At 72.3% G+C, this 17,383-nt stretch carries 13 protein-coding genes and 1 pseudogene; 7 read left to right on the forward strand and 7 right to left on the reverse strand.

Annotation, left to right across the window (positions count from 1 at the left end):
• Nucleotides 1–247: 247 nt before the first annotated feature.
• Nucleotides 248–1,492, reverse strand: coding sequence for a DUF5685 family protein (locus ACFY5B_RS15450; protein ID WP_389969120.1), 1,245 nt, complete (start codon nt 1,490–1,492; stop codon nt 248–250).
• A gap of 290 nt (nt 1,493–1,782) precedes the next feature.
• On the opposite strand from ACFY5B_RS15450, the gene ACFY5B_RS15455 reads away from it, so the two are divergent.
• Complete coding sequence (locus ACFY5B_RS15455) at nt 1,783–2,223, forward strand: cell division protein SepF (protein ID WP_030850887.1); 441 nt, start codon at nt 1,783–1,785, stop codon at nt 2,221–2,223.
• Between the two features lie 49 nt (nt 2,224–2,272).
• Here the strand turns inward: ACFY5B_RS15455 and ACFY5B_RS15460 are convergent, their stop codons facing one another.
• Together ACFY5B_RS15460 and ACFY5B_RS15465 are read right to left on the reverse strand one after the other, a co-directional pair.
• Nucleotides 2,273–3,463 (reverse strand): acyl-CoA dehydrogenase family protein, encoded by a 1,191-nt coding sequence (locus ACFY5B_RS15460; RefSeq protein ID WP_389969122.1) that lies wholly within the window; start codon nt 3,461–3,463, stop codon nt 2,273–2,275.
• A 270-nt stretch (nt 3,464–3,733) separates the two neighbouring features.
• The gene (locus tag ACFY5B_RS15465) at nt 3,734–5,341 is read right to left on the reverse strand and encodes an MFS transporter (protein WP_389969123.1); all 1,608 of its coding nucleotides are present in this window, start codon (nt 5,339–5,341) and stop codon (nt 3,734–3,736) included.
• Between the two features lie 263 nt (nt 5,342–5,604).
• Here ACFY5B_RS15465 and ACFY5B_RS15470 point away from each other — a divergent pair, with 263 nt between their 5' ends.
• Nucleotides 5,605–6,792 carry a mannosyltransferase family protein gene (locus ACFY5B_RS15470; RefSeq protein ID WP_389969125.1) on the forward strand — a complete coding sequence of 396 codons (1,188 nt, stop codon included), beginning with the start codon at nt 5,605–5,607 and terminating at the stop codon, nt 6,790–6,792.
• 227 nt (nt 6,793–7,019) lie between these two features.
• Nucleotides 7,020–8,012: a phosphatase PAP2 family protein gene (locus ACFY5B_RS15475; protein ID WP_389969127.1), complete on the forward strand. Its 993-nt coding sequence runs from the start codon at nt 7,020–7,022 to the stop codon at nt 8,010–8,012.
• Nucleotides 8,013–8,087: 75 nt separating this feature from the next.
• Here ACFY5B_RS15475 and ACFY5B_RS15480 read toward each other — a convergent pair whose 3' ends face one another.
• Complete coding sequence (locus ACFY5B_RS15480; protein ID WP_389969129.1) at nt 8,088–8,303, reverse strand: I78 family peptidase inhibitor; 216 nt, start codon at nt 8,301–8,303, stop codon at nt 8,088–8,090.
• Nucleotides 8,304–8,750: 447 nt separating this feature from the next.
• Between ACFY5B_RS15480 and ctaD the strand changes: the two are divergent.
• A pseudogene (gene ctaD / locus ACFY5B_RS15485) lies at nt 8,751–10,436 on the forward strand (cytochrome c oxidase subunit I); the annotation flags it as partial.
• Here ctaD and ACFY5B_RS15490 read toward each other — a convergent pair.
• From ACFY5B_RS15490 to ACFY5B_RS15500, 3 genes are read right to left on the reverse strand one after another with little or no spacing between them, the layout of a single operon-like run.
• On the reverse strand, nt 10,321–11,361 hold the full coding sequence (locus ACFY5B_RS15490; protein WP_389969131.1) for a helix-turn-helix transcriptional regulator: 1,041 nt from the start codon (nt 11,359–11,361) through the stop codon (nt 10,321–10,323). The pseudogene ctaD and the gene ACFY5B_RS15490 overlap by 116 nt on opposite strands.
• Nucleotides 11,362–11,399: 38 nt before the next feature.
• Nucleotides 11,400–12,686 (reverse strand): ABC transporter substrate-binding protein, encoded by a 1,287-nt coding sequence (locus ACFY5B_RS15495; RefSeq protein WP_389969133.1) that lies wholly within the window; start codon nt 12,684–12,686, stop codon nt 11,400–11,402.
• On the reverse strand, nt 12,661–13,224 hold the full coding sequence (locus ACFY5B_RS15500) for a hypothetical protein (protein WP_389969135.1): 564 nt from the start codon (nt 13,222–13,224) through the stop codon (nt 12,661–12,663). The genes ACFY5B_RS15495 and ACFY5B_RS15500 overlap by 26 nt, the downstream gene beginning before the upstream one ends.
• Nucleotides 13,225–13,369: 145 nt before the next feature.
• On the opposite strand from ACFY5B_RS15500, the gene ACFY5B_RS15505 reads away from it, so the two are divergent.
• Genes ACFY5B_RS15505 through ACFY5B_RS15515 form a run of 3 tightly spaced genes read left to right on the forward strand, consistent with a single transcriptional unit; the run spans nt 13,370 to nt 17,195 of the window.
• Nucleotides 13,370–13,846 carry a hypothetical protein gene (locus tag ACFY5B_RS15505; RefSeq protein ID WP_389969137.1) on the forward strand — a complete coding sequence of 159 codons (477 nt, stop codon included), beginning with the start codon at nt 13,370–13,372 and terminating at the stop codon, nt 13,844–13,846.
• Nucleotides 13,846–16,557, forward strand: coding sequence for a branched-chain amino acid ABC transporter permease/ATP-binding protein (locus ACFY5B_RS15510; RefSeq protein ID WP_389969139.1), 2,712 nt, complete (start codon nt 13,846–13,848; stop codon nt 16,555–16,557). The genes ACFY5B_RS15505 and ACFY5B_RS15510 overlap by 1 nt, the downstream gene beginning before the upstream one ends.
• Entirely contained in the window at nt 16,554–17,195 is a 642-nt protein-coding gene (locus ACFY5B_RS15515; protein ID WP_389969141.1) for an ATP-binding cassette domain-containing protein, read from the forward strand. Before ACFY5B_RS15510 ends, ACFY5B_RS15515 begins: the two co-directional genes overlap by 4 nt.
• Nucleotides 17,196–17,383 lie beyond the last annotated feature (188 nt).

A 17,383-nucleotide genomic window follows, 5' to 3' on the forward strand; every position in this document is an offset into this window, starting at 1 on the left:
GGATCTTTACGACGTGGCGCCGCGGCCGCCTTTCACCCCCCGGCCGCACCTCACACCAGCGTGCGCTCCCCCGCCGCGACCTCGACGTCCAGCGTGTTCCCCGGTGGAGGGAAGGGCGGACGAGTGGTCGTGACGCACAAACGACCGAACGCCCGGCGCGCGGAGGATTTCGGGTCGATGTCAGGCACGCCCCACGCCCCCTCACGCACCAGCGCGACCGTGTCACCGTCGGGCCGCCAGGATCAGGTCAGCCGTCGCAGGGGCAGCAGCAGTCGCACCCGTCGCAGTCGCAGTCCCGGCAGACCCCCTCGCGCTTCTTACGGGACCACGGCCCCTCGTACTCCTTGGCACAGCACAGCTTGCAGGTGCAGCACCGGAGCCAGAACATCCCGCAGCCGGCCCAGAATCCACGCCGGCGGGGCGGCTGCGGCACCGGAGCGCCCCCACCGAAACCGCCGCCACCGAAACCGCCGCCGAAGCCGTCCCCGCCGTACGCGCCGCCGCCACCGGCGTACGGATTCCCGCCGCCGCCCGCGTACGGGTGCTGCGGGGAGCCGTAAGGCCCCGGCGGCTGCTGTCCGTGGGGTCCCGGCGGTCCGTAGGGCCCACCGCCCTGGTGGGAGGCGCACACCGGCACGGTGCCGAACGCCCGGTCCACCGAGCGCCGCAGTTCGTGCACCAGCAGCAGATGCACGAGCTGCGCGTCGGTGAACTCGGCGTCGCGCAGCGCGAGCCGCACCCCCTGCACCGCGTCGTCGGCGAGCCGCCTGACCTCCGCCAGGGAGGTGCCGGTCGCGGTGATCGGGTTCCAGGTGCCTGACGCGGTGTCAGCGTGCAGGTCCTCCACGGCGTCCAGCAGGTGCGCGAGACGCCCGAAGAGCCGCCCGGCCTCGGAGAGCGGTCCGGCGTTGTACGGCCGGCCGGCGAGGACCGCCGTGTGCGCGAAGGCGGCGGCGGTGGCGGTCTCGGTCGGCTCGGTGACCGTCAGGATCGGCGTCCCGGGCCCGGCCAGTACCTCGATCCCGGCCTGCCGGTCCACGGCGTCGACCAGGAGCGAGGTGTCGAATCCCACAGCGGTGCCGCTCCGGGCACCGGCCGTGTCCCAGCTCGCGGCAACCCGGCGCGCGGCACGCGCCACCGGCCTGCGGGCCAACAGCCCGTCACCGTCGGTGACGTGATCGCGCACCTTCGCCGAGGCCAGCACCAGGGAAACGGCTGCCGCGAGCCGGGCTCCCTCGCCGTCCGCGACGGAGGCGGTGCGCATTCCGCGCAGCGGGCACGGTCCGGCCGTACGCCGGCCCGACCCGCCGCCACTTTCCGCCTGAGCCTCCGTCAGAACGGAGAGGAGCAGCCCGTCATAATTCGTGACTATCCGGGCGAACTGCCCGTGATCACCGCGCAGAGCGAGGCAGAGCCCGCACAAATGCGCCATCCACTGATCGGCGAGCCTGTCTCCGAGCCGGTGTCTGCAAGGCCTGACGATTCCGAACACAACGCTCCCCCGAACTTCATGACGTCGCTGAGCTGCGGCATCGTACCGGCCCCGGCATTCACCCGTACGCCCCAGCCATCACCCGTACGCCGGGAAGAATCATATTTCACTCACAGTCAGCAGCCGTTTGGGAAACGGCCCTTGGGACACACGGACTCTCGACGGAATCGCTGTGCACCAGTACCGTCACAAACCCCCCGTGCGGCGTCTATCCACTTGGCGCGCCATCCGCATCATGGACGACCATAGGGATGCGGAAAGCAGAAAGACCGCTGTGAGAGGAGGCGTCCATGGGATCGGTACGCAAGGCAAGTGCCTGGCTTGGCCTCGTCGACGACAACGAAGACGAGCGTTACTACGACGACGACGACTACTCCGACGGAAACGAGCCCGGGGAAGCCTGGGTCACCGACCCGCGCGTCAAGGTGGCCTCGGACGTCGCCGAGGAGAAGGGCCGCCGCATCGGCACGGTGACCCCGGACAGCTTCCGGGACGCACGCGCCATCGGCGAGCTGTTCCGCGAGGGCGTGCCGGTCATCATGAACCTCACGGCCATGGAGGCCTCCGACGCCAAGCGCGTGGTCGATTTCGCGGCCGGGCTGATCTTCGGCCTGCGCGGTTCGATCGAGAGAGTGTCGACCCGCGTGTTCCTGCTGACCCCCGCCAACACGGAGATCGTCAACGGCGACCCGGCCGGGCACCGCACGGACGGCTTCTTCAACCAGAGCTGAGGCAGGGCCGCTCACCGGCCCTGCCCCCGCGCAGGGTTACGGGACCGGCCTAACGGAAGGCATCGAGTCCGGTGAGCGCCTTGCCCAGCACGAGCTGGTGCATCTCGACGGTGCCCTCATAGGTGAGCACCGACTCGAGGTTGGTCGCGTGCCGCATCACGGGATATTCGAGCGAGATCCCGTTGGCGCCGAGAATCGTCCGGGCCGTGCGGCAGATCTCGATCGCCTCCCGGACGTTGTTGAGCTTGCCGAAGCTGACCTGCTCGGGACGCAGGCGGCCGGCGTCCATACGCCGCCCCAGGTGGTGGGCGAGCAGAATCCCCTTGTGCAGTTCGACCGCCATGTCGGCGAGTTTGGCCTGGGTGAGCTGGAAGCCCCCGATGGGCCGCCCGAACTGCTCCCGCGACTTCGCGTAGTCGACCGCGGCCTCGAAACTGGCGCGGGCGGCGCCCATGGCGCCCCAGACGATTCCGTACCGGGCGTGCGACAGACAGCTGAGGGGCCCGCGCAGACCGGTGACCTCCGGGAGGACGGCGTCGGCGGGCAGCCGCACGTCGTCGAGCACGAGCTCGCTGGTGACGGAGGCCCTGAGGGACCACTTGTGCTTGATCTCGGGAGCGGAGAACCCACCGCTGTCGGTGGGCACCGCGAACCCGCGGATCCCCTCCTCGGTCTGCGCCCACACGACGGCGACACCGGCGACCGACCCGTTGGTGATCCACATCTTGCGGCCGTTGAGGATCCAGTCGGAGCCGTCGCGCTTGGCGTACGTCCGCATGGCGGCGGGGTCGGAGCCGTGGTCGGGCTCGGTGAGCCCGAAGCAGCCGATGACCTCGCCGGCGGCCATGCGCGGCAGCCACCGCTGCTTCTGCTCCTCGCTGCCGAAGCGGTGGATGGCGTACATGGCGAGGGAGCCCTGCACGGAGACGAGGGAACGGATGCCGGAGTCGGCGGCCTCCAGCTCCAGGCAGGCGAGCCCGTACTGCACGGCGGACGCGCCGGCGCACCCGTACCCGTCCAGGGACATGCCGAGGGCTCCGATACCGCCGAGCTCACGGGCCAGCTCCCGGATCCCCGGCAGCTCCCCCTTCTCGTACCACTCGGCGACATATGGCAGCACCCGGTCCGCGGCCCAGGCCCGCACGGTGTCCCTGATCCCGAGATCCTCGGGCTCCAGCAGATCGTCCAGGCCGAGGGGATCGCCCGGATCGAAGGGAGGCAGCTTGGACGAACCGGACATGATCGACACCCTCCGAAGCTCTTAACTAGCACCGCTAGTCAGACGCTACGGCCTGAGCCCGCCCAAGCACCACCCACAGCCCCGACACCGGCAAGCCGCCACGGCGAACCACCCCCACGAGCGATCCTCGCCCCTGCAGCCACAGCTACGGACGGCGCGGGGGTGGGCAAGGGCCGACACCCGCAAGCCGCCAACGGCGCAGCACCCCCACGGGCGACCCTCACCCCTCGTCCGGCAGCTACGGGCGGTGCGTGGGTGGGCGAAGGGGGGTCACACCGAGACGCGGGACTCCGCCGCGTCCCTGGGGGCGGGCAGCTCCACCTGCTCCGGCTCACACTGCATCACCCGCGGCAGCCGCAGCGCCATCGCCGCCCCGAGCAGCAACAACCCCGCGCTCACCAGCAACGTGACGTGCAGCCCGTGCACGAACGCGTCCCGGGCGGCATGCCGCAGAGCGGCCCCGGCCGACCCGCCCAGCTGCGCGGCGACCTCGTACGCCTCCCCCAGCGAATGCCCCGCGGACGCGGATGCCGACGCCGGCACCCCGGGCACGCCCGACAGCCCCGGCGCGTACGCCGCGTTCATGACGGTGCCGAGCAGCGCGATCCCGATGCCCGCCCCGAGCTGGTACGACGTCTCCCCGATCGCCGCCGCCCCACCGGCCTGCTCCGGCGGCGCCTCGCTCAGCATCGACTCGTACGCGCCGAACAGCGTCGTCTCCAGCCCGAAGCCGAGCAGCACGAACCCGCTCACCATCAGCGCACAGTCGTCCGTCCGCCCCAGCGCCGTCAGCAGCACCACCGCGAACGCCGTGAGGCAGAACCCGGCGCACACCATCCGGCGCGGCCCGAACCGCCGCAGCATCCGCGCGCCGGCCAGCCCGGCCGCCATCGCCGCGAACGTCAGCGGCAGCAACCGCAGCCCGGTCTCCAGCGGCGACAGTCCGAGCACCAGCTGCAGGTACTGCGCCGCGATCAGTTCCAGCCCGACCAGCGCGAGCATGGCCAGCACGATGCACCCGACGGACGTGCTGAACGCCGGCCGCGCGAACATCTTCAGGTCCACCAGCGGATACGTCCGCCGCCGCTGCCGCCGTACGAAGGCGACCAGCAGCGCGGCGCCCACCACCAGCGACGGCACGGTGAGCAGGCTGCCCAGGGACTCCCCGCTGCCGAGCCGCTTCACGCCGAGCACGACACCGAACAGTCCGGCCGCCGCCATCAGCGCACCGACCACGTCCCAGGGGCCCCTGCCGTCCCCCTTGGACTCGGGCAGCAGCAGTCGTCCCACCGGAAGGCTGACCAGCATCAACGGAATGTTGACGAGGAACACCGAGCCCCACCAGAAGTGCTCCAGCAGGAAGCCGCCGAGCAGCGGACCGACGGCCGCGCCCACCGCGGCCACGGCACTCCAGATGCCGATCGCGAGCGCCCGCTCGCGCCGGTCCGGGAAGACCTGCCGCAGGATCGAGAGGGTCGCGGGCATGATCATCGCGCCGCCCACCCCGAGCAGCGCCCGCGCCACGATCAGCACGTGGGCGCTGTCGGCCAGGGCCGCGAGGCCGGAGGCGACGCCGAACAGCGTGTATCCGAGGAGCAGGACTCTCCGGCGGCCGATGCGGTCGCCCAGCGTGCCGAACAGGATCAGCAGCGAGGCGCAGACCAGTGGGTAGACGTCGACGATCCAGAGCAGCTCGATCCCGCCGGGCCTCAGGTCCTCGGTGACGGCGGGGACCGCCACGTGCAGCACGGTGGCGTCGACGGCGACCAGCAGCAGGCTGACGCAGAGGACGACGAGGACCACCCAGCGGTTGGCACCGGCCCCGGCCCCGGCCGCCCGACGGCGCAGCGCAGCGGCGGCCGTGGTCGTCCCGGACATGTACGTACCTCCCAGATGCTCCCTCGCGATCGGCGGGCTCGCGGGGTGGGGGACGCCCCCGCGACTCGGCCGGAGAGGAGCGGCGGTATCCGGCCGGCGCAAACGAAAAGCGAGTGACACGTCAGCGTACGCGAGTCCCCGGCGGAGACCAGTGGCGGACCTCTCACACCTCCGGCGTAAGGATGTGGCGTGCGCCACTTCCTCCCGTGTCGTCGACGCGTCGGCCGACCGGGTGGTTCCGGCCCGGGTCGATAATCGGGCGGGTGACCGATCTCGAGACGCGCGCGGCCCCGTCCCGCGCCGGGGCGCTGCGCCTGGCGGCCCCGGCGCTCGCCGGGTACGCGGCCGTCCGCGCGCTGGGCCTGCTCGCCCTGTTCCTGTGGAGCGAGGCGCGGGACAAGAGCGCGTACACGCTGCTGACCGCCCGCTGGGACGCGCTCTGGTACGTCAGGGTCGCCGAGCTCGGGTACGGCTACGAGGTGCGGCTGGCGAACGGGGACGTGCACTCGAACCTGGCGTTCTTCCCGCTGCTGCCCTGGCTGGAGCGGCTGGTGGCGGCGATCTCGCCGCTGTCGTACGCGGACGGGGGGTTCCTCGTCAGCCTGCTCGCCTCGCTCGCGGCGGCGTGGGGGATCTTCGCAGTGGCGGACCATGTGTACGGCCGCCGGGCGGGCGTGTGCGCGGTGCTGCTGTGGGCCGTCCTGCCGGTCGGGATCGTGCAGTCGATGGCGTACAGCGAGTCCCTGTTCACGGCGCTCGCGGCCTGGTCGCTGTACGCGGTGCTGACCGGCCGGTGGGTGACGGCGGGCGCGCTGGCCCTGCTCGCGGGACTGACCCGCCCGGTGGGCCTGGCCGTGGTGGCGGCGGTGTGGGCGACGGCGGCGGCCGCCTTCGTGCAGGAGGGGCGCACGACCGGTTCGCACGTGACGGAGGCCCCGGCCGACCGCGAGACCCGGACCCGGCGCGTCCTCGCCATGCTCCTGGCCCCCCTGGGCACCGCCGGCTACGTCTTCTGGGTCGGGCACCGCACGGGCAGGGGTCCGCTGGGATATCTCGACGTCCAGGCCGGATGGCGCAACGGCTTCGACGGCGGGTACGCCTTCGCCCGGTTCGTCGCCGAGAAGTTCACCTCGTTCCCGGCGGCCCTGGCCGGCGTGGGACTGATCCTCGGGGTCGCGTCAGTCGTCTGGCTGTATGTGACCGGAGTACGTCAGCGCCAGCCGCTGCCGCTGCTGGTCTACACCGGCGTCGTGACCGCGCTGGCCCTGTGCGCGTCGAGCTACTTCGGCTCGAAACCGCGGCTGCTGCTGCCCGCCTTCCCCCTGCTGCTGCCCCTCGCCGTCGCCTTGGCGAAGGCGCGTATCCGCAGGTCAGCGGCCGTACTGGGGTGCGTTGCGGTGGCCTCCGCGGTGTACGGGGCGTTCTGGCTGAACGGTTCCGGTCCACCCTGACCCGCTGTGAGCGCCAGGGGAATTCGGCACCATGCTCCGGTGAACGAATTCAAAAGCGCAATAAAACCCCCATCCGAAATGATCAAAGGAATTGAAGGCCACAGCGTCCGGCGATTGCAGATTCGCTGGAAATAAACCTCTTCCTGAGAGGAATCCCACATCACATCGTCATCACAAAGCCGTTGATTCGCCCGGGATCTCAGCTCACTCGCTGTAACGTCGATTGGGTGCGTACCGAACCGAAGCTCACCCGTCTGGACCGGGTCTTCGCCCGGCTGGACCGTGAGCCGGAACGACCGGCCCACATCGATGTGCCGAAGATGAGCAGGCACCGCATCGTGCTCTTCGCGGCGACCCTGGCCTTCTACGGCGCGATCGTGTGGGCCGTGGTGATCACGTCCTGGCTGGTCCGGCTCGACTGGCAGGTCATGTTCTTCCGCCCCTACCAGCAGTGGTCGGAGATCCACTGGTTCGTCGACTACTACGTGGTCCTCGGACAGCGCGGCCCGACCGCCGTGATGGTCGCGGCCTGGCTGGGCTGGCGCTCCTGGCGGCAGCACACCCTGCGGCCCCTGCTCGCGCTCGGCGTCTCACTGCTGCTGCTGAACATCACGGTCGGCGCCGCCAAGTACGGCATGGGCCGCCTGGGACCGCACTACGCGACCATCATCGGCTCGAACGAGATGTGGCTCGGCGGCGATATATTTCCGAGCGGTCACACCGCCAATGCCGTGGTGACCTGGGGAATCCTGGCCTATCTGGCCTCCAGTGCCAGAGCGCAGCGCTGGCTGTCCGCCGTGTCCGCGGTGACCTCGCTCGGCGTCGGGATGGCCACCGTCTACCTCGGTACGCACTGGCTGAGCGATGTACTCCTCGGCTGGACCGCGGGTCTGCTGATCCTGCTCGGGCTGCCGTGGTTCGAGCCGCTGATCGCCCGGGCCGAGAACGCGATCTTCGACCTCCGCGACCGCGTGCGGGCCCGCAGGCGCCGCACCTCGGCAGTCCCGGTCGGCGCGCCGCCCGTCGTGGTCACGCCCTTGCCCGACCGTGACGACATCGCTGCCCGCTCGTCGCGGGCCCCGGTCCATCTGGCGTCGGGCCCGCACACGGTCCGCTCGGAGCGCTCGCCGATCACTCCGGCCGGCAGCCGCCGCCCGCCGCACGCCGAGCGCCACCCGCGCGGTTCCGCCTCGTCGGCCCGGCCCGTTACGGGCGGCTGACCACCGGCGTACGCGACCCCGCCCGGCGTGGCGAAGGTCCCGGTTCCAGAGCGGAACCGGGGCCTTCGCCGGATCTCAGCCCTTCCAGGCCCGCGCCACCCGACCGCCCTTGACCTCGAAGTTCAGCCGGCCCACGCGGTACTCCATCGTGATGATCGCCCCCGGCGGCAGCGCACGCACCGTCGGCCAGCCGCGCTGACGCGCGAGGCGTTCGGCTCGGCCGGCCTCCAAGCCGACATAGGTGTCCGGGCTGTCGTCGGGTTCGGCGGAAGGTGTCGGAGTCGGTGCCATGCCGCCACGCTATGTCCTGCCGGGCGACCGCGGAAGTCCGGGCGGCGGCCGCGCGAGCGGGGTCGCGGCCGGTCACCGTCCGCCTCCCGTCACGCTTCTGTCACAAGATCACGACAGGAGTTTCGGGAGCTGTCCGTCACACGGACGAGCGGTTCCGTACGCCTTCCGCAGGCATTCGATCGTAATTCCCGCGTGTCCCATGAGCTCATGGGAAAGCCCGGCGGAAAGTTCCGGGAGAAGTGCCTTCTGAGCTCCGTCCCTTTCCACTGCCGGCTCGGCCCGGTGAAGTCGGGGCGGTACAGAAAATGCATGGCTCCGGCACAGAGAGGCCGGTACTCCCCCTGTCGGAGCGCGCGGTGGCGCGAGCATCATGGCGTGAGCTCGCGGGCAGGTGAGGCGCGGGCTACGGCGGGCCCGGTACGCGATGAGCGAAGGGGCGAGCGAGCGATGGGGACGCAGACCGTACAGGCGGTGACGCCGCACGAGCCGCGCACCCGGCACGGGCGGGTGGTGGTGGACTGGCTGACGACGACGGACCACAAGAAGATCGGCCATCTCTACCTGGTCACCTCGTTCGTCTTCTTCCTGATCGCCGGGGTGATGGCGCTGCTGATGCGCGCCGAGCTCGCCCGGCCGGGCCTGCAGATCATCGACAACGAGCAGTTCAACCAGGCCTTCACGATGCACGGCACGATCATGCTGCTGCTGTTCGCGACGCCGAGCTTCGCGGGCTTCGCGAACGAGCTGATGCCGCTGCAGATCGGCGCGCCCGACGTCGCCTTCCCGCGGCTGAACATGTTCTCGTACTGGCTGTTCCTGTTCGGCGGGCTGATGGTGCTCGGCTCGCTGCTGGTGCCCTCCGGACCGGCGGACTTCGGCTGGACCGCCTACGCCCCGCTCAACAGCGCGGAGCGCTCGCCGGGGATCGGGGCCGATCTGTGGATCATGGGGCTGGCACTGTCGGGCTTCGGCACGATCCTCGGTGCGGTCAACTTCATCACCACGATCATCGGGATGCGCGCCCCGGGCATGACGATGTTCCGGATGCCGATCTTCGTCTGGAACACCCTGTTCACGTCGATCCTGATCCTGATGGCGTTCCCGGTGCTGGCGGCGGCGCTGCTGGTGCTGGAGGCGGACCGGCGGTTCGGTGCTCAGGTCTTCGACGCGGCCAACGGCGGCGCGATCCTGTGGCAGCACCTGTTCTGGTTCTTCGGCCATCCCGAGGTGTACATCATCGCGCTGCCGTTCTTCGGCATCATCACGGAGATCATCCCGGTCTTCAGCCGCAAGCCGTTGTTCGGCTATCTGACGCTGGTCGGGGCGACGATGGCGATCACCGGCCTGTCGATGATCGTGTGGGCGCACCACATGTTCGCGACGGGTGCGGTGCTGCTGCCGTTCTTCTCCTTCATGAGCTTCCTGATCGCGGTGCCGACGGGGGTGAAGTTCTTCAACTGGGCCGGCACCATGCTGAAGGGCTCGCTGTCCTTCGAGACGCCGATGCTGTGGGCGACCGGCTTCCTGGTGACGTTCCTGTTCGGCGGCCTGACGGGGGTGATCCTGGCGTCTCCGCCGATGGACTTCCACGTGACGGACACGTACTTCGTGGTGGCGCACTTCCACTACGTCGTCTTCGGCACCGTCGTGTTCGCGATCTTCGCCGGGTTCTTCTTCTGGTGGCCGAAGTTCACCGGGAAGATGCTCGACGAGCGGCTCGGCAAGATCCAGTTCTGGGTGCTCTTCGTCGGCTTCCACACCACGTTCCTGGTGCAGCACTGGCTGGGCGCCGAGGGCATGCCCCGCCGGTACGCCGACTACCTCGCGGCGGACGGCTTCACGGCGCTCAACACGGTGTCGACGATCGGCGCGTTCCTGCTCGGCATGTCGACGCTGCCGTTCCTCTACAACGTGTGGAAGACCGCCAAGTACGGCGAGAAGGTCGAGGTCGACGACCCCTGGGGCTACGGCCGCTCCCTGGAGTGGGCGACCTCGTGCCCGCCGCCGAGGCACAACTTCACGACGCTGCCCCGGATCCGCTCCGAGTCCCCGGCGTTCGATCTGCACCATCCCCAGTACGCGGCGGTGACTGCGCAGCCCGAGCCAGAGCGCCATCAAGCCGGTCCCGAGTCCTCCTGATCGCCTCGATCAGCCCGACCGGCTCCAGCACCTCGAACTCGAAGCCCAGCAGGACGACGTGGATGACCATCACGTCGAGGCTGCCGGCGCCGCAGCGCAGCAGACAGCTGTCCGGGCCCTCGGCCTCCAGCACCCCGGCCGAGGGCGAGATGTGCTCGGCGGCCTCCTCCAGGGGCACCAGGAGCCGCACGACGGCGTGAGTGGCGTACGCGCGCGTGGAGACGCCCTGGGAGACGTAGGCGGCGAGGTCCTCCGCGGGAGGCTTGCGGGGGTTGAAGCGCGGGCCGTGCGGCGGCTTGGGCGTGACGCGGTCCACGCGGAACGTGCGCCAGTCGTCCCGGTCGAGGTCCCAGGCGACCAGGTACCAGCGGCGTTCGGTGCACACCAGCCGGTGCGGTTCGACGGTGCGGCGGGAGGGGGTGCCGTCGTGGCCGCGGTACTCGAAGCGCAGCCGCTCGGCGTCCCGGCACAGATGGGCGAGTTCGGTGAGCACCGCCGGGTCGACCGAGGAGGGCAGTGTGCTGCGCAGCATGGGCACGGTGACGGCGTTGAGGGCGCTCACCCGGCGGCGGAGCCGGTTCGGCAGCACCTGTTCCAGCTTGGCGAGGGCCCGGACCGAGGTCTCCCCGATACCGTCGATGCCCTGCCCGGCGGCCGTGCGCAGTCCGACCGCCACGGCGACGGCCTCGTCGTCGTCCAGGAGCAGCGGCGGGAGTTCGGCGCCCGCGCCCAGCTGGTAGCCGCCGCCGGTGCCGGGGCTGGCGTTGACCGGGTAGCCCAGTTCGCGCAGCCGGTCGACGTCCCGGCGCAGGGTGCGGGCGCTGACGCCGAGCCGGCCGGCCAGGTCGGCGCCGGACCACTCGCGGTGGGCCTGGAGCAGGGACAGCAGACGCAGCAGACGGGCCGAGGTCTCCAACATGGGGCGAGTCTGCCAGGCCTTGCGGACAACTGCTGTCCTCAAGGCGCGTAGGCCAGTTGGGGGACGGTGAAGCAGGTGCGGTTCATGTCCCCCTGGCCCACCCAGCCCCTGCCGTCCTGCCAGCGGGCCACCGACAGGCAGGTCCTGCTGCTCTTCGGCGGCTCGGGCAGGCGGTCGAAGCGGACGGGGAGCAGCAGTCCTCCGGCGGTGTAGCCCTGGCTGCGGTCCATGAAGGAGTCGACGCACGCGCGGGTGATGCCCGTGTTCGCGCAGGACTTCGCCGCGTCCGTGAACCAGCGCGCGGCCGCCCACCCCTCCAGCTGCCACTGGGAGTGCGTCTTGAGGTCCTTCGTCGCCTCGCGGAACTCCCGTACGGCCGGGTGCCCGGTGTCGTCGAAGTTGCGGCTGGCGCCCGTCGCCCAGAGGACGTTGCGGCAGCGCGGGGCGTCCTTGTAGTCGTCGGTGACGGTGGACGTCCAGTTCTGCACGTTGGTCACCTTGGCGGTGACGTCGGCACCGGCCTCGTCCATGGCCCGGCAGAGCTGCGCGTTGCCGTGCCCGTCGATGGCGTCGAACACCAGGTCGGCGCCCTGCTCCTTCAGATCGGCGGCGACGGCGCGGAAGTTCGGCAGGGCGAAGTCGACCTGCTCGGTGACGACCTTGTAGCCCTCGGCGCGCAGGCCCCGCTCGACAAGCCGGGCGTAGGCGGCCGAGGCGGACTGGTTGTAGGAGACGACGGCGGCGGTGCGGGCGCCGTGCTCGCGTTCGAAGTAGCGGTAGACCTCGGTGCCGCCGTACAGCTTCCCGTCCCAGCCGGGGGTGCCGTCGCGGGGCGCGAGACTGCCGTAGATGCCGTAGAGGTGCGGGAAGGTGTCGTAGGCGGTGCCGATGGGCTGGCCGCCGATGTCGGGCACGCGCGCGCGGGAGACCCGGGAGGCCCCCGCGTAGTCGAGGGCGGTGGTGGCGACCAGGGCGACGACCTGGTCCTCCTCGACGAGTCGGTGCACGCACTCGTTGTTGCCGACGCCGCTGCCGCCGTCGTCGCACGTGCGCACCTCGACCCGGCGGCCGTCGATGCCCCCGCGCGAGTTGAGCCGGTCGAAGAAGGCCCGGGCGCCGTCGCGCGGGCCGGTGAAGGCGCTGCCGCCGACCGGGCTGGTGGCGCTGGTGATGATGCCGACCCGCAGGGGCGCGGCGTCGCGGGGCGCGGGGGTGCGGTCGTCGTGGTCGAAGTCGCTCTCCGGGAGCCGGCTGCCGCAAGCCGCGCTCAGGGCGAGCAGCAGCGCAGCGGCCAGGGCCTCAGCAGCCCGGGATCGGTGACGCATTGCCGCTCAGTTGCACCAGCGCGCACAGCGTCTTGGCGGACACCTTCCAGGTGCCGTCCTGCTCGACGGCGCTTCCGGAGGCGTCGGGCAGGGCGGTGGCGCCCTTCAGGGTGAGCGTGTACGTCACGTCCGCCCCGGTCGCCGAGGTGAACTCGACCTTGGTGACCTTCGCCTCGACCTGCCCGCCGCGCTCGTCACCGCTGAACGCCTGCAGGACCGGGCCCATCCGGTCGCCGTTCTCCAGGACGGCCTGCTTCTCCTCGGTCGAGGTCTTCGGGTCGAAGAACTTCTGCCAGTTCTGCCGGATCTCCGCCTCCGCCGCGGCCCGGTCCGCCGGCGCGGAGGCCGGGGCGCTGGTGGTCCGCTCCGGGGCCGGGGTGGGGGGCGTGGACTCGCTGCCGCCGCCACTGTCGTCGCTGCAGGCCGCCAGGGCCGGGGCGAGGGCCAGGACCAGGGCCGCGGCGATCGCCGTACCCCGCCGCGCGGTGCGTGGACCCCCCGTCGCGTTCCCCCGCTTGAGGTCGCTGCCGAGAACCATCTGGCTCACCACCGGGTGTCGGTCCGGGCCATGTGCGCCCGGTGCTTTCAGGGTCAGCTTCCACAGGGCATAGTGCAAGCGATCGGCGGACTTGAACAGGCAGCCCGACGCACGCACAGCCGAATCCGATGTGTGGGAGCCAGCGATGCGGACCAGCCGACTGCGGACCGTGCATCCCGTCCTGTGGGCGGGCTGGGCCGCCCTGGCCGCCGGGGCGGTGCTGTGCGTCGTCGGCTGGTACGGGGTCTCCGGCGAGCGTTACGCCGAACGGCAGCTGCCCTACCTCGCCTCCTGCACGATCCCCGGGGCCGCGCTGATCATCGCCGGGGCGGTGCTGCTCGCCCGGGGCCGGGAGTCGATCGCCGCCACGCGCGTGGAGGAGCTGTACCACCTGCTGGTGGCGGCGGAGCCGGACGAGCCGGAGGGGACCGGCCGGGCCGCGCTCGCACCGCTCGCGGTCAGCGGCGACCTGCTGATGGTGCCGGGCGGCACGCTGTGGCACCGCGCGGACTGCCCGCTGGTCGCCGGTAAGGCGGAGGCCGTCCCGGTGGACTCCAAGCTGGTGGAGCGCGGTGAGCTGGACGCCTGCCCGATCTGCGAACCGGCCGAAGAAACCGACTGATGTCCTCGCTGACGTACGACCTCACGCTCGCCGGGCTCTCGGTCGGCAGCGCGGCGGCGCTCACCGGGATCGGCCTGGTCGTGACGTACCGCGCGACCGGGGTGCTCAACTTCGCGCACGGCGCGATCGCCATGGTGTGCGCGTACGTGCTGCGGCAGTGCGTGGTCGAGTGGGGCTGGCCCCTCTGGCTCGGGGCCGTGGTGACGCTGCTGGTGCTGGCGCCGGGACTGGGGGTGGTCCTGGAACGGTTCGTCTTCCGGCCCCTGGCGGTCCTGGGCGGCGATCCCGCGCAGACGCTGGTGGCGTCCATCGGGGTGTTCGTCTTGCTGGTGGGCGGCGCGGCGCTGCTGTGGGGGCAGGGGGCACGGGACGACGCCCCGGTGCTGGTGCCGGACGAGCCGTGGGGGCAGCCGGCGGTGGTGCTGGTGCTGGCCGCCGGGGTCGCGGCGGTGGTCCGCCGGACGCGGTTCGGGCGGGAGCTGCGGGCCGTGGTGGACGACCGGCGGCTCGCGGTGCTGGGCGGTGTCGACGCGGACCGGGTCGCGGCCACCGGCTGGGCGTTCGGTTCGTTCACCGCAGGCCTGACGGGTGTGCTGCTGGCACCGTACGTGCGGCTCGACCCGTACGGTCTCTCGCTCCTCGTGATGGAGGTCGTGGCGGTCGCGGTGGCCGCGCGGATGCGGAGCCTGCCGGTCGCGGTGGTGGTGGCACTCGGCATCGGGGTGGCGCAGAGCCAGCTGACGCGGCTGCACCCGTCGGGCTGGGCCGAGCCGCTGCTCCAGGCGGTGGGCACGAACCTGTTCGTCGTCGCGCTGCTGGTCGCGGCGCTGGTCCTGCCGGGCGTCGGGGAGCGGGACGCGCTGCCCCGCACGGCAACGGCGCGCGTGCCGACCCCGCCGGGCGCCTGGATCGTGGTGCTCGTGCTGTTCCTGCTGCCGCTGGGGCTCGCAGGCCAGGATCTGCACACCGCGGTCCAGGTGCCGGCGCTGGCCGTGATCCTGCTGTCCCTGGTGATCGTCACCGGGCGCGGCGGCCAGATCTCGCTGGGGCAGGCGGCTTACGCGGGCCTGGGCGCCCTGTTCACGGCGCTGCTGGCGGCGGGCCGCTTCCCGGGGCTGCCCGCCCTGCCGGAGCTGGCGGCCCTCGGGGTGTCGGTGGTCCTGGTGGCGCCGCTCGGCCTGCTGACGGGCTGGCCGGCGATCGGCCGCCGGGGCCTGGCGCTGGCGCTGGCCACGTTCGCGGTCGGCGTGGGGGTGAGCCGCTTCGTCTTCGCCCAGCCGTACGCCACGGCGGGCCTCACGCTCGGCCGCCCGGCGGGTTTCGACGGGGACCGGGCGTACTACGTCCTGGAGCTGCTCCTGCTGGCGGTCGCGCTGCTGGCCACGCACGCGCTGCGCCGGGGGCGGACGGGCCGGGCCCTGGCCGCCATGCGGGATCACGAGCGGGGCGCGCAGGCGGCGGGGGTCCGGGTGCCGTCCCTCAAGCTGCTGGCGTTCGTCGCGGGCGCCGCGCTGGCCGCACTGGGCGGCGCCATGCTCGGCATGGGGCTGCGTGCCTTCGACGCGGGCGCCTACGACCCGGTGCGGGGCCTGCTGTGGTTCGCGGCGGTGGTGGTGCTGGGCGCCGACAGCACGCTCGGCGCCCTCGCCGCCGCGGCTCTCCTGGTCGGGCTGGACGCGGGCACCCGGGGCGGGGTCGCGGCGGCCCTCGTCGGTGTCCTCGCGATCCTGGTGGGCCGCTTCCCGGGCGGCCCGTACGAGGCCCTGCGCACGACGGCGGAACATCTGCGGCTGCGCCGTGCCCCGGCGTTGACGGAGGCGGGCCGGCGGGCCCGCGCACTGCTGCACGCGGCGGAGCCGCAGCCGGCGCGGAGGGCACCGACGCCGACGGGGGCGACGGGCGTGGTGCGGGGGGCGAATCGGGCCGGAGCGACGGGATCCGCGGCTGGGCACGAACACCGAGACGGCGAACCCCGTCCGGAACCCCGCCCGACCGCAGCGGCCCCCGCCGCGACCGCGCCCCTCCTCACCGCCCGGGGCCTCCACGTCCGCTACGGCGGCTTCACCGCTCTCGACGGGGTGGACCTGGGCCTCTCCCCCGGCCGGATCACCGCGGTCGTGGGACCCAACGGGGCCGGGAAGAGCACCCTGTTCCACTGTCTGGCCGGGACGCTGCGGCCGGGGCGCGGGACCGTGCGGCTCGGCGGGCGGGACATCACCGCTCTGTCCGCCCAGGCCCGCACCCGGCTCGGTATCGCGCGCACCTTCCAGCAGCTGGCCGTCTTCCCCTCGCTGACGGTGGCCGAGAACGTCCGGGTGGGCGCCGAGCAGGGCCGGGTGGCCGACCCGGGCGCGGTCGAGCGCACCCTCAGACTGTTCGGGCTCGACGGGCCCGTACGCGCACGGCCCGCCGCCTCACTGCCCACCGGGACGCTGCGCCGCGTCGAGCTGGCCCGGGTCCTCGCGGGCAGCCCCCGCGTCCTTCTGCTGGACGAGCCCGCCGCAGGTCTCGACACCGCCGAAGTGACCGCCCTGGCCCGGGTCCTGAAGGCCCTGGCCGCCGACGGCACGGCCCTCCTCGTCGTCGAGCACGACCTGGATTTGGTGGCCGGTCTCGCCGACGTCGTGCAGGTGATGACCGCGGGCCGCATCGTCGCCTCCGGTCCGCCCGGGCAGGTCCTGGACGCCCTGGACCGGGGGGCCGGCCGATGACGACGCTCTCCCTGCGCCACGCACGCGTGCGCTACGGACCCCTGGAGGCCCTGCACGGCATCACCCTCGCCGCTCACGGCCCGGGCCCCACCCTGCTGCTGGGCCGCAACGGCTCCGGCCGCACCACCGCTTTGAACGCCCTGGCCGGCACGCTGCCCCTGTCGGGCGGCGCGGTGGTGTGGGACGGCACGGACGTGACCCGCGTCCCGGCGTACGAACGCGCCCGGCGCGGGATGTGCCTGGTGCCGGAGCGGCGGGCCGTCTTCGGCTCGCTCACCGTGCGCGAGAACCTCGAACTCGCCGCGCGCGACCACACCGTGGCCCTGGACGCCTACCCGCAGCTGCGGCCCCTGCTGGAGCGGCGCGCCGGCACCCTCTCCGGCGGGGAGCAGCGCATGCTCGCCCTCTCCCGGGCGCTGCTCGCACGCGCGCGCGTGGTGCTCGTCGACGAGCCCGCCCAGGGCATGTCCCCCTCGGTCGCGGACCGGACGTACGAGCTGCTGGGCGCGCTCGACGCCTGTGTGGTGATCGCCGAGCAGCGGCTGCCGCCCGCCCTGCGGGAGCGGCCGGCCGTCGTCTACGAACTGCGCCGCGGGGCGGTCGTGTTCGCCGGGGAGGCGGGTGAGCTCGCCGGCTGATCCGGGACACTCGCGTGCCGGCCGTCGTGGTGCGGTCGGCCGGGCGGCTTCAGGCCTGAACTCCGTCCGGTCGGCCGGGCGGCATCACGCCTGAACCCCGTCCGGTCGGTCGGTCGGGCGGCATCACGCCTGAACCCCCGTCCGGTCGGTGGACCGGACGGGGCCCGTGTCCCGGCGAGGGGGAGCAG

It is taken from the genome of Streptomyces sp. NPDC013187, assembly GCF_042899705.1.
Classification (GTDB): domain Bacteria; phylum Actinomycetota; class Actinomycetes; order Streptomycetales; family Streptomycetaceae; genus Streptomyces; species Streptomyces hawaiiensis_A.

What these genes read in the sequence shown, in the direction of transcription:
- ACFY5B_RS15455 (WP_030850887.1), top strand. Translation starts at nt 1,783, where the DNA reads ATGGGATCGGTACGCAAGGCAAGTGCCTGGCTTGGCCTCGTCGACGAC.
- ACFY5B_RS15460 (WP_389969122.1), bottom strand. Translation starts at nt 3,463, where the DNA reads ATGTCCGGTTCGTCCAAGCTGCCTCCCTTCGATCCGGGCGATCCCCTC.
- ACFY5B_RS15465 (WP_389969123.1), bottom strand. Translation starts at nt 5,341, where the DNA reads ATGTCCGGGACGACCACGGCCGCCGCTGCGCTGCGCCGTCGGGCGGCC.
- ACFY5B_RS15480 (WP_389969129.1), bottom strand. Translation starts at nt 8,303, where the DNA reads ATGGCACCGACTCCGACACCTTCCGCCGAACCCGACGACAGCCCGGAC.
- ACFY5B_RS15490 (WP_389969131.1), bottom strand. Translation starts at nt 11,361, where the DNA reads ATGTTGGAGACCTCGGCCCGTCTGCTGCGTCTGCTGTCCCTGCTCCAG.
- ACFY5B_RS15495 (WP_389969133.1), bottom strand. Translation starts at nt 12,686, where the DNA reads ATGCGTCACCGATCCCGGGCTGCTGAGGCCCTGGCCGCTGCGCTGCTG.
- ACFY5B_RS15500 (WP_389969135.1), bottom strand. Translation starts at nt 13,224, where the DNA reads ATGGTTCTCGGCAGCGACCTCAAGCGGGGGAACGCGACGGGGGGTCCA.
- ACFY5B_RS15505 (WP_389969137.1), top strand. Translation starts at nt 13,370, where the DNA reads ATGCGGACCAGCCGACTGCGGACCGTGCATCCCGTCCTGTGGGCGGGC.
- ACFY5B_RS15510 (WP_389969139.1), top strand. Translation starts at nt 13,846, where the DNA reads ATGTCCTCGCTGACGTACGACCTCACGCTCGCCGGGCTCTCGGTCGGC.
- ACFY5B_RS15515 (WP_389969141.1), top strand. Translation starts at nt 16,554, where the DNA reads ATGACGACGCTCTCCCTGCGCCACGCACGCGTGCGCTACGGACCCCTG.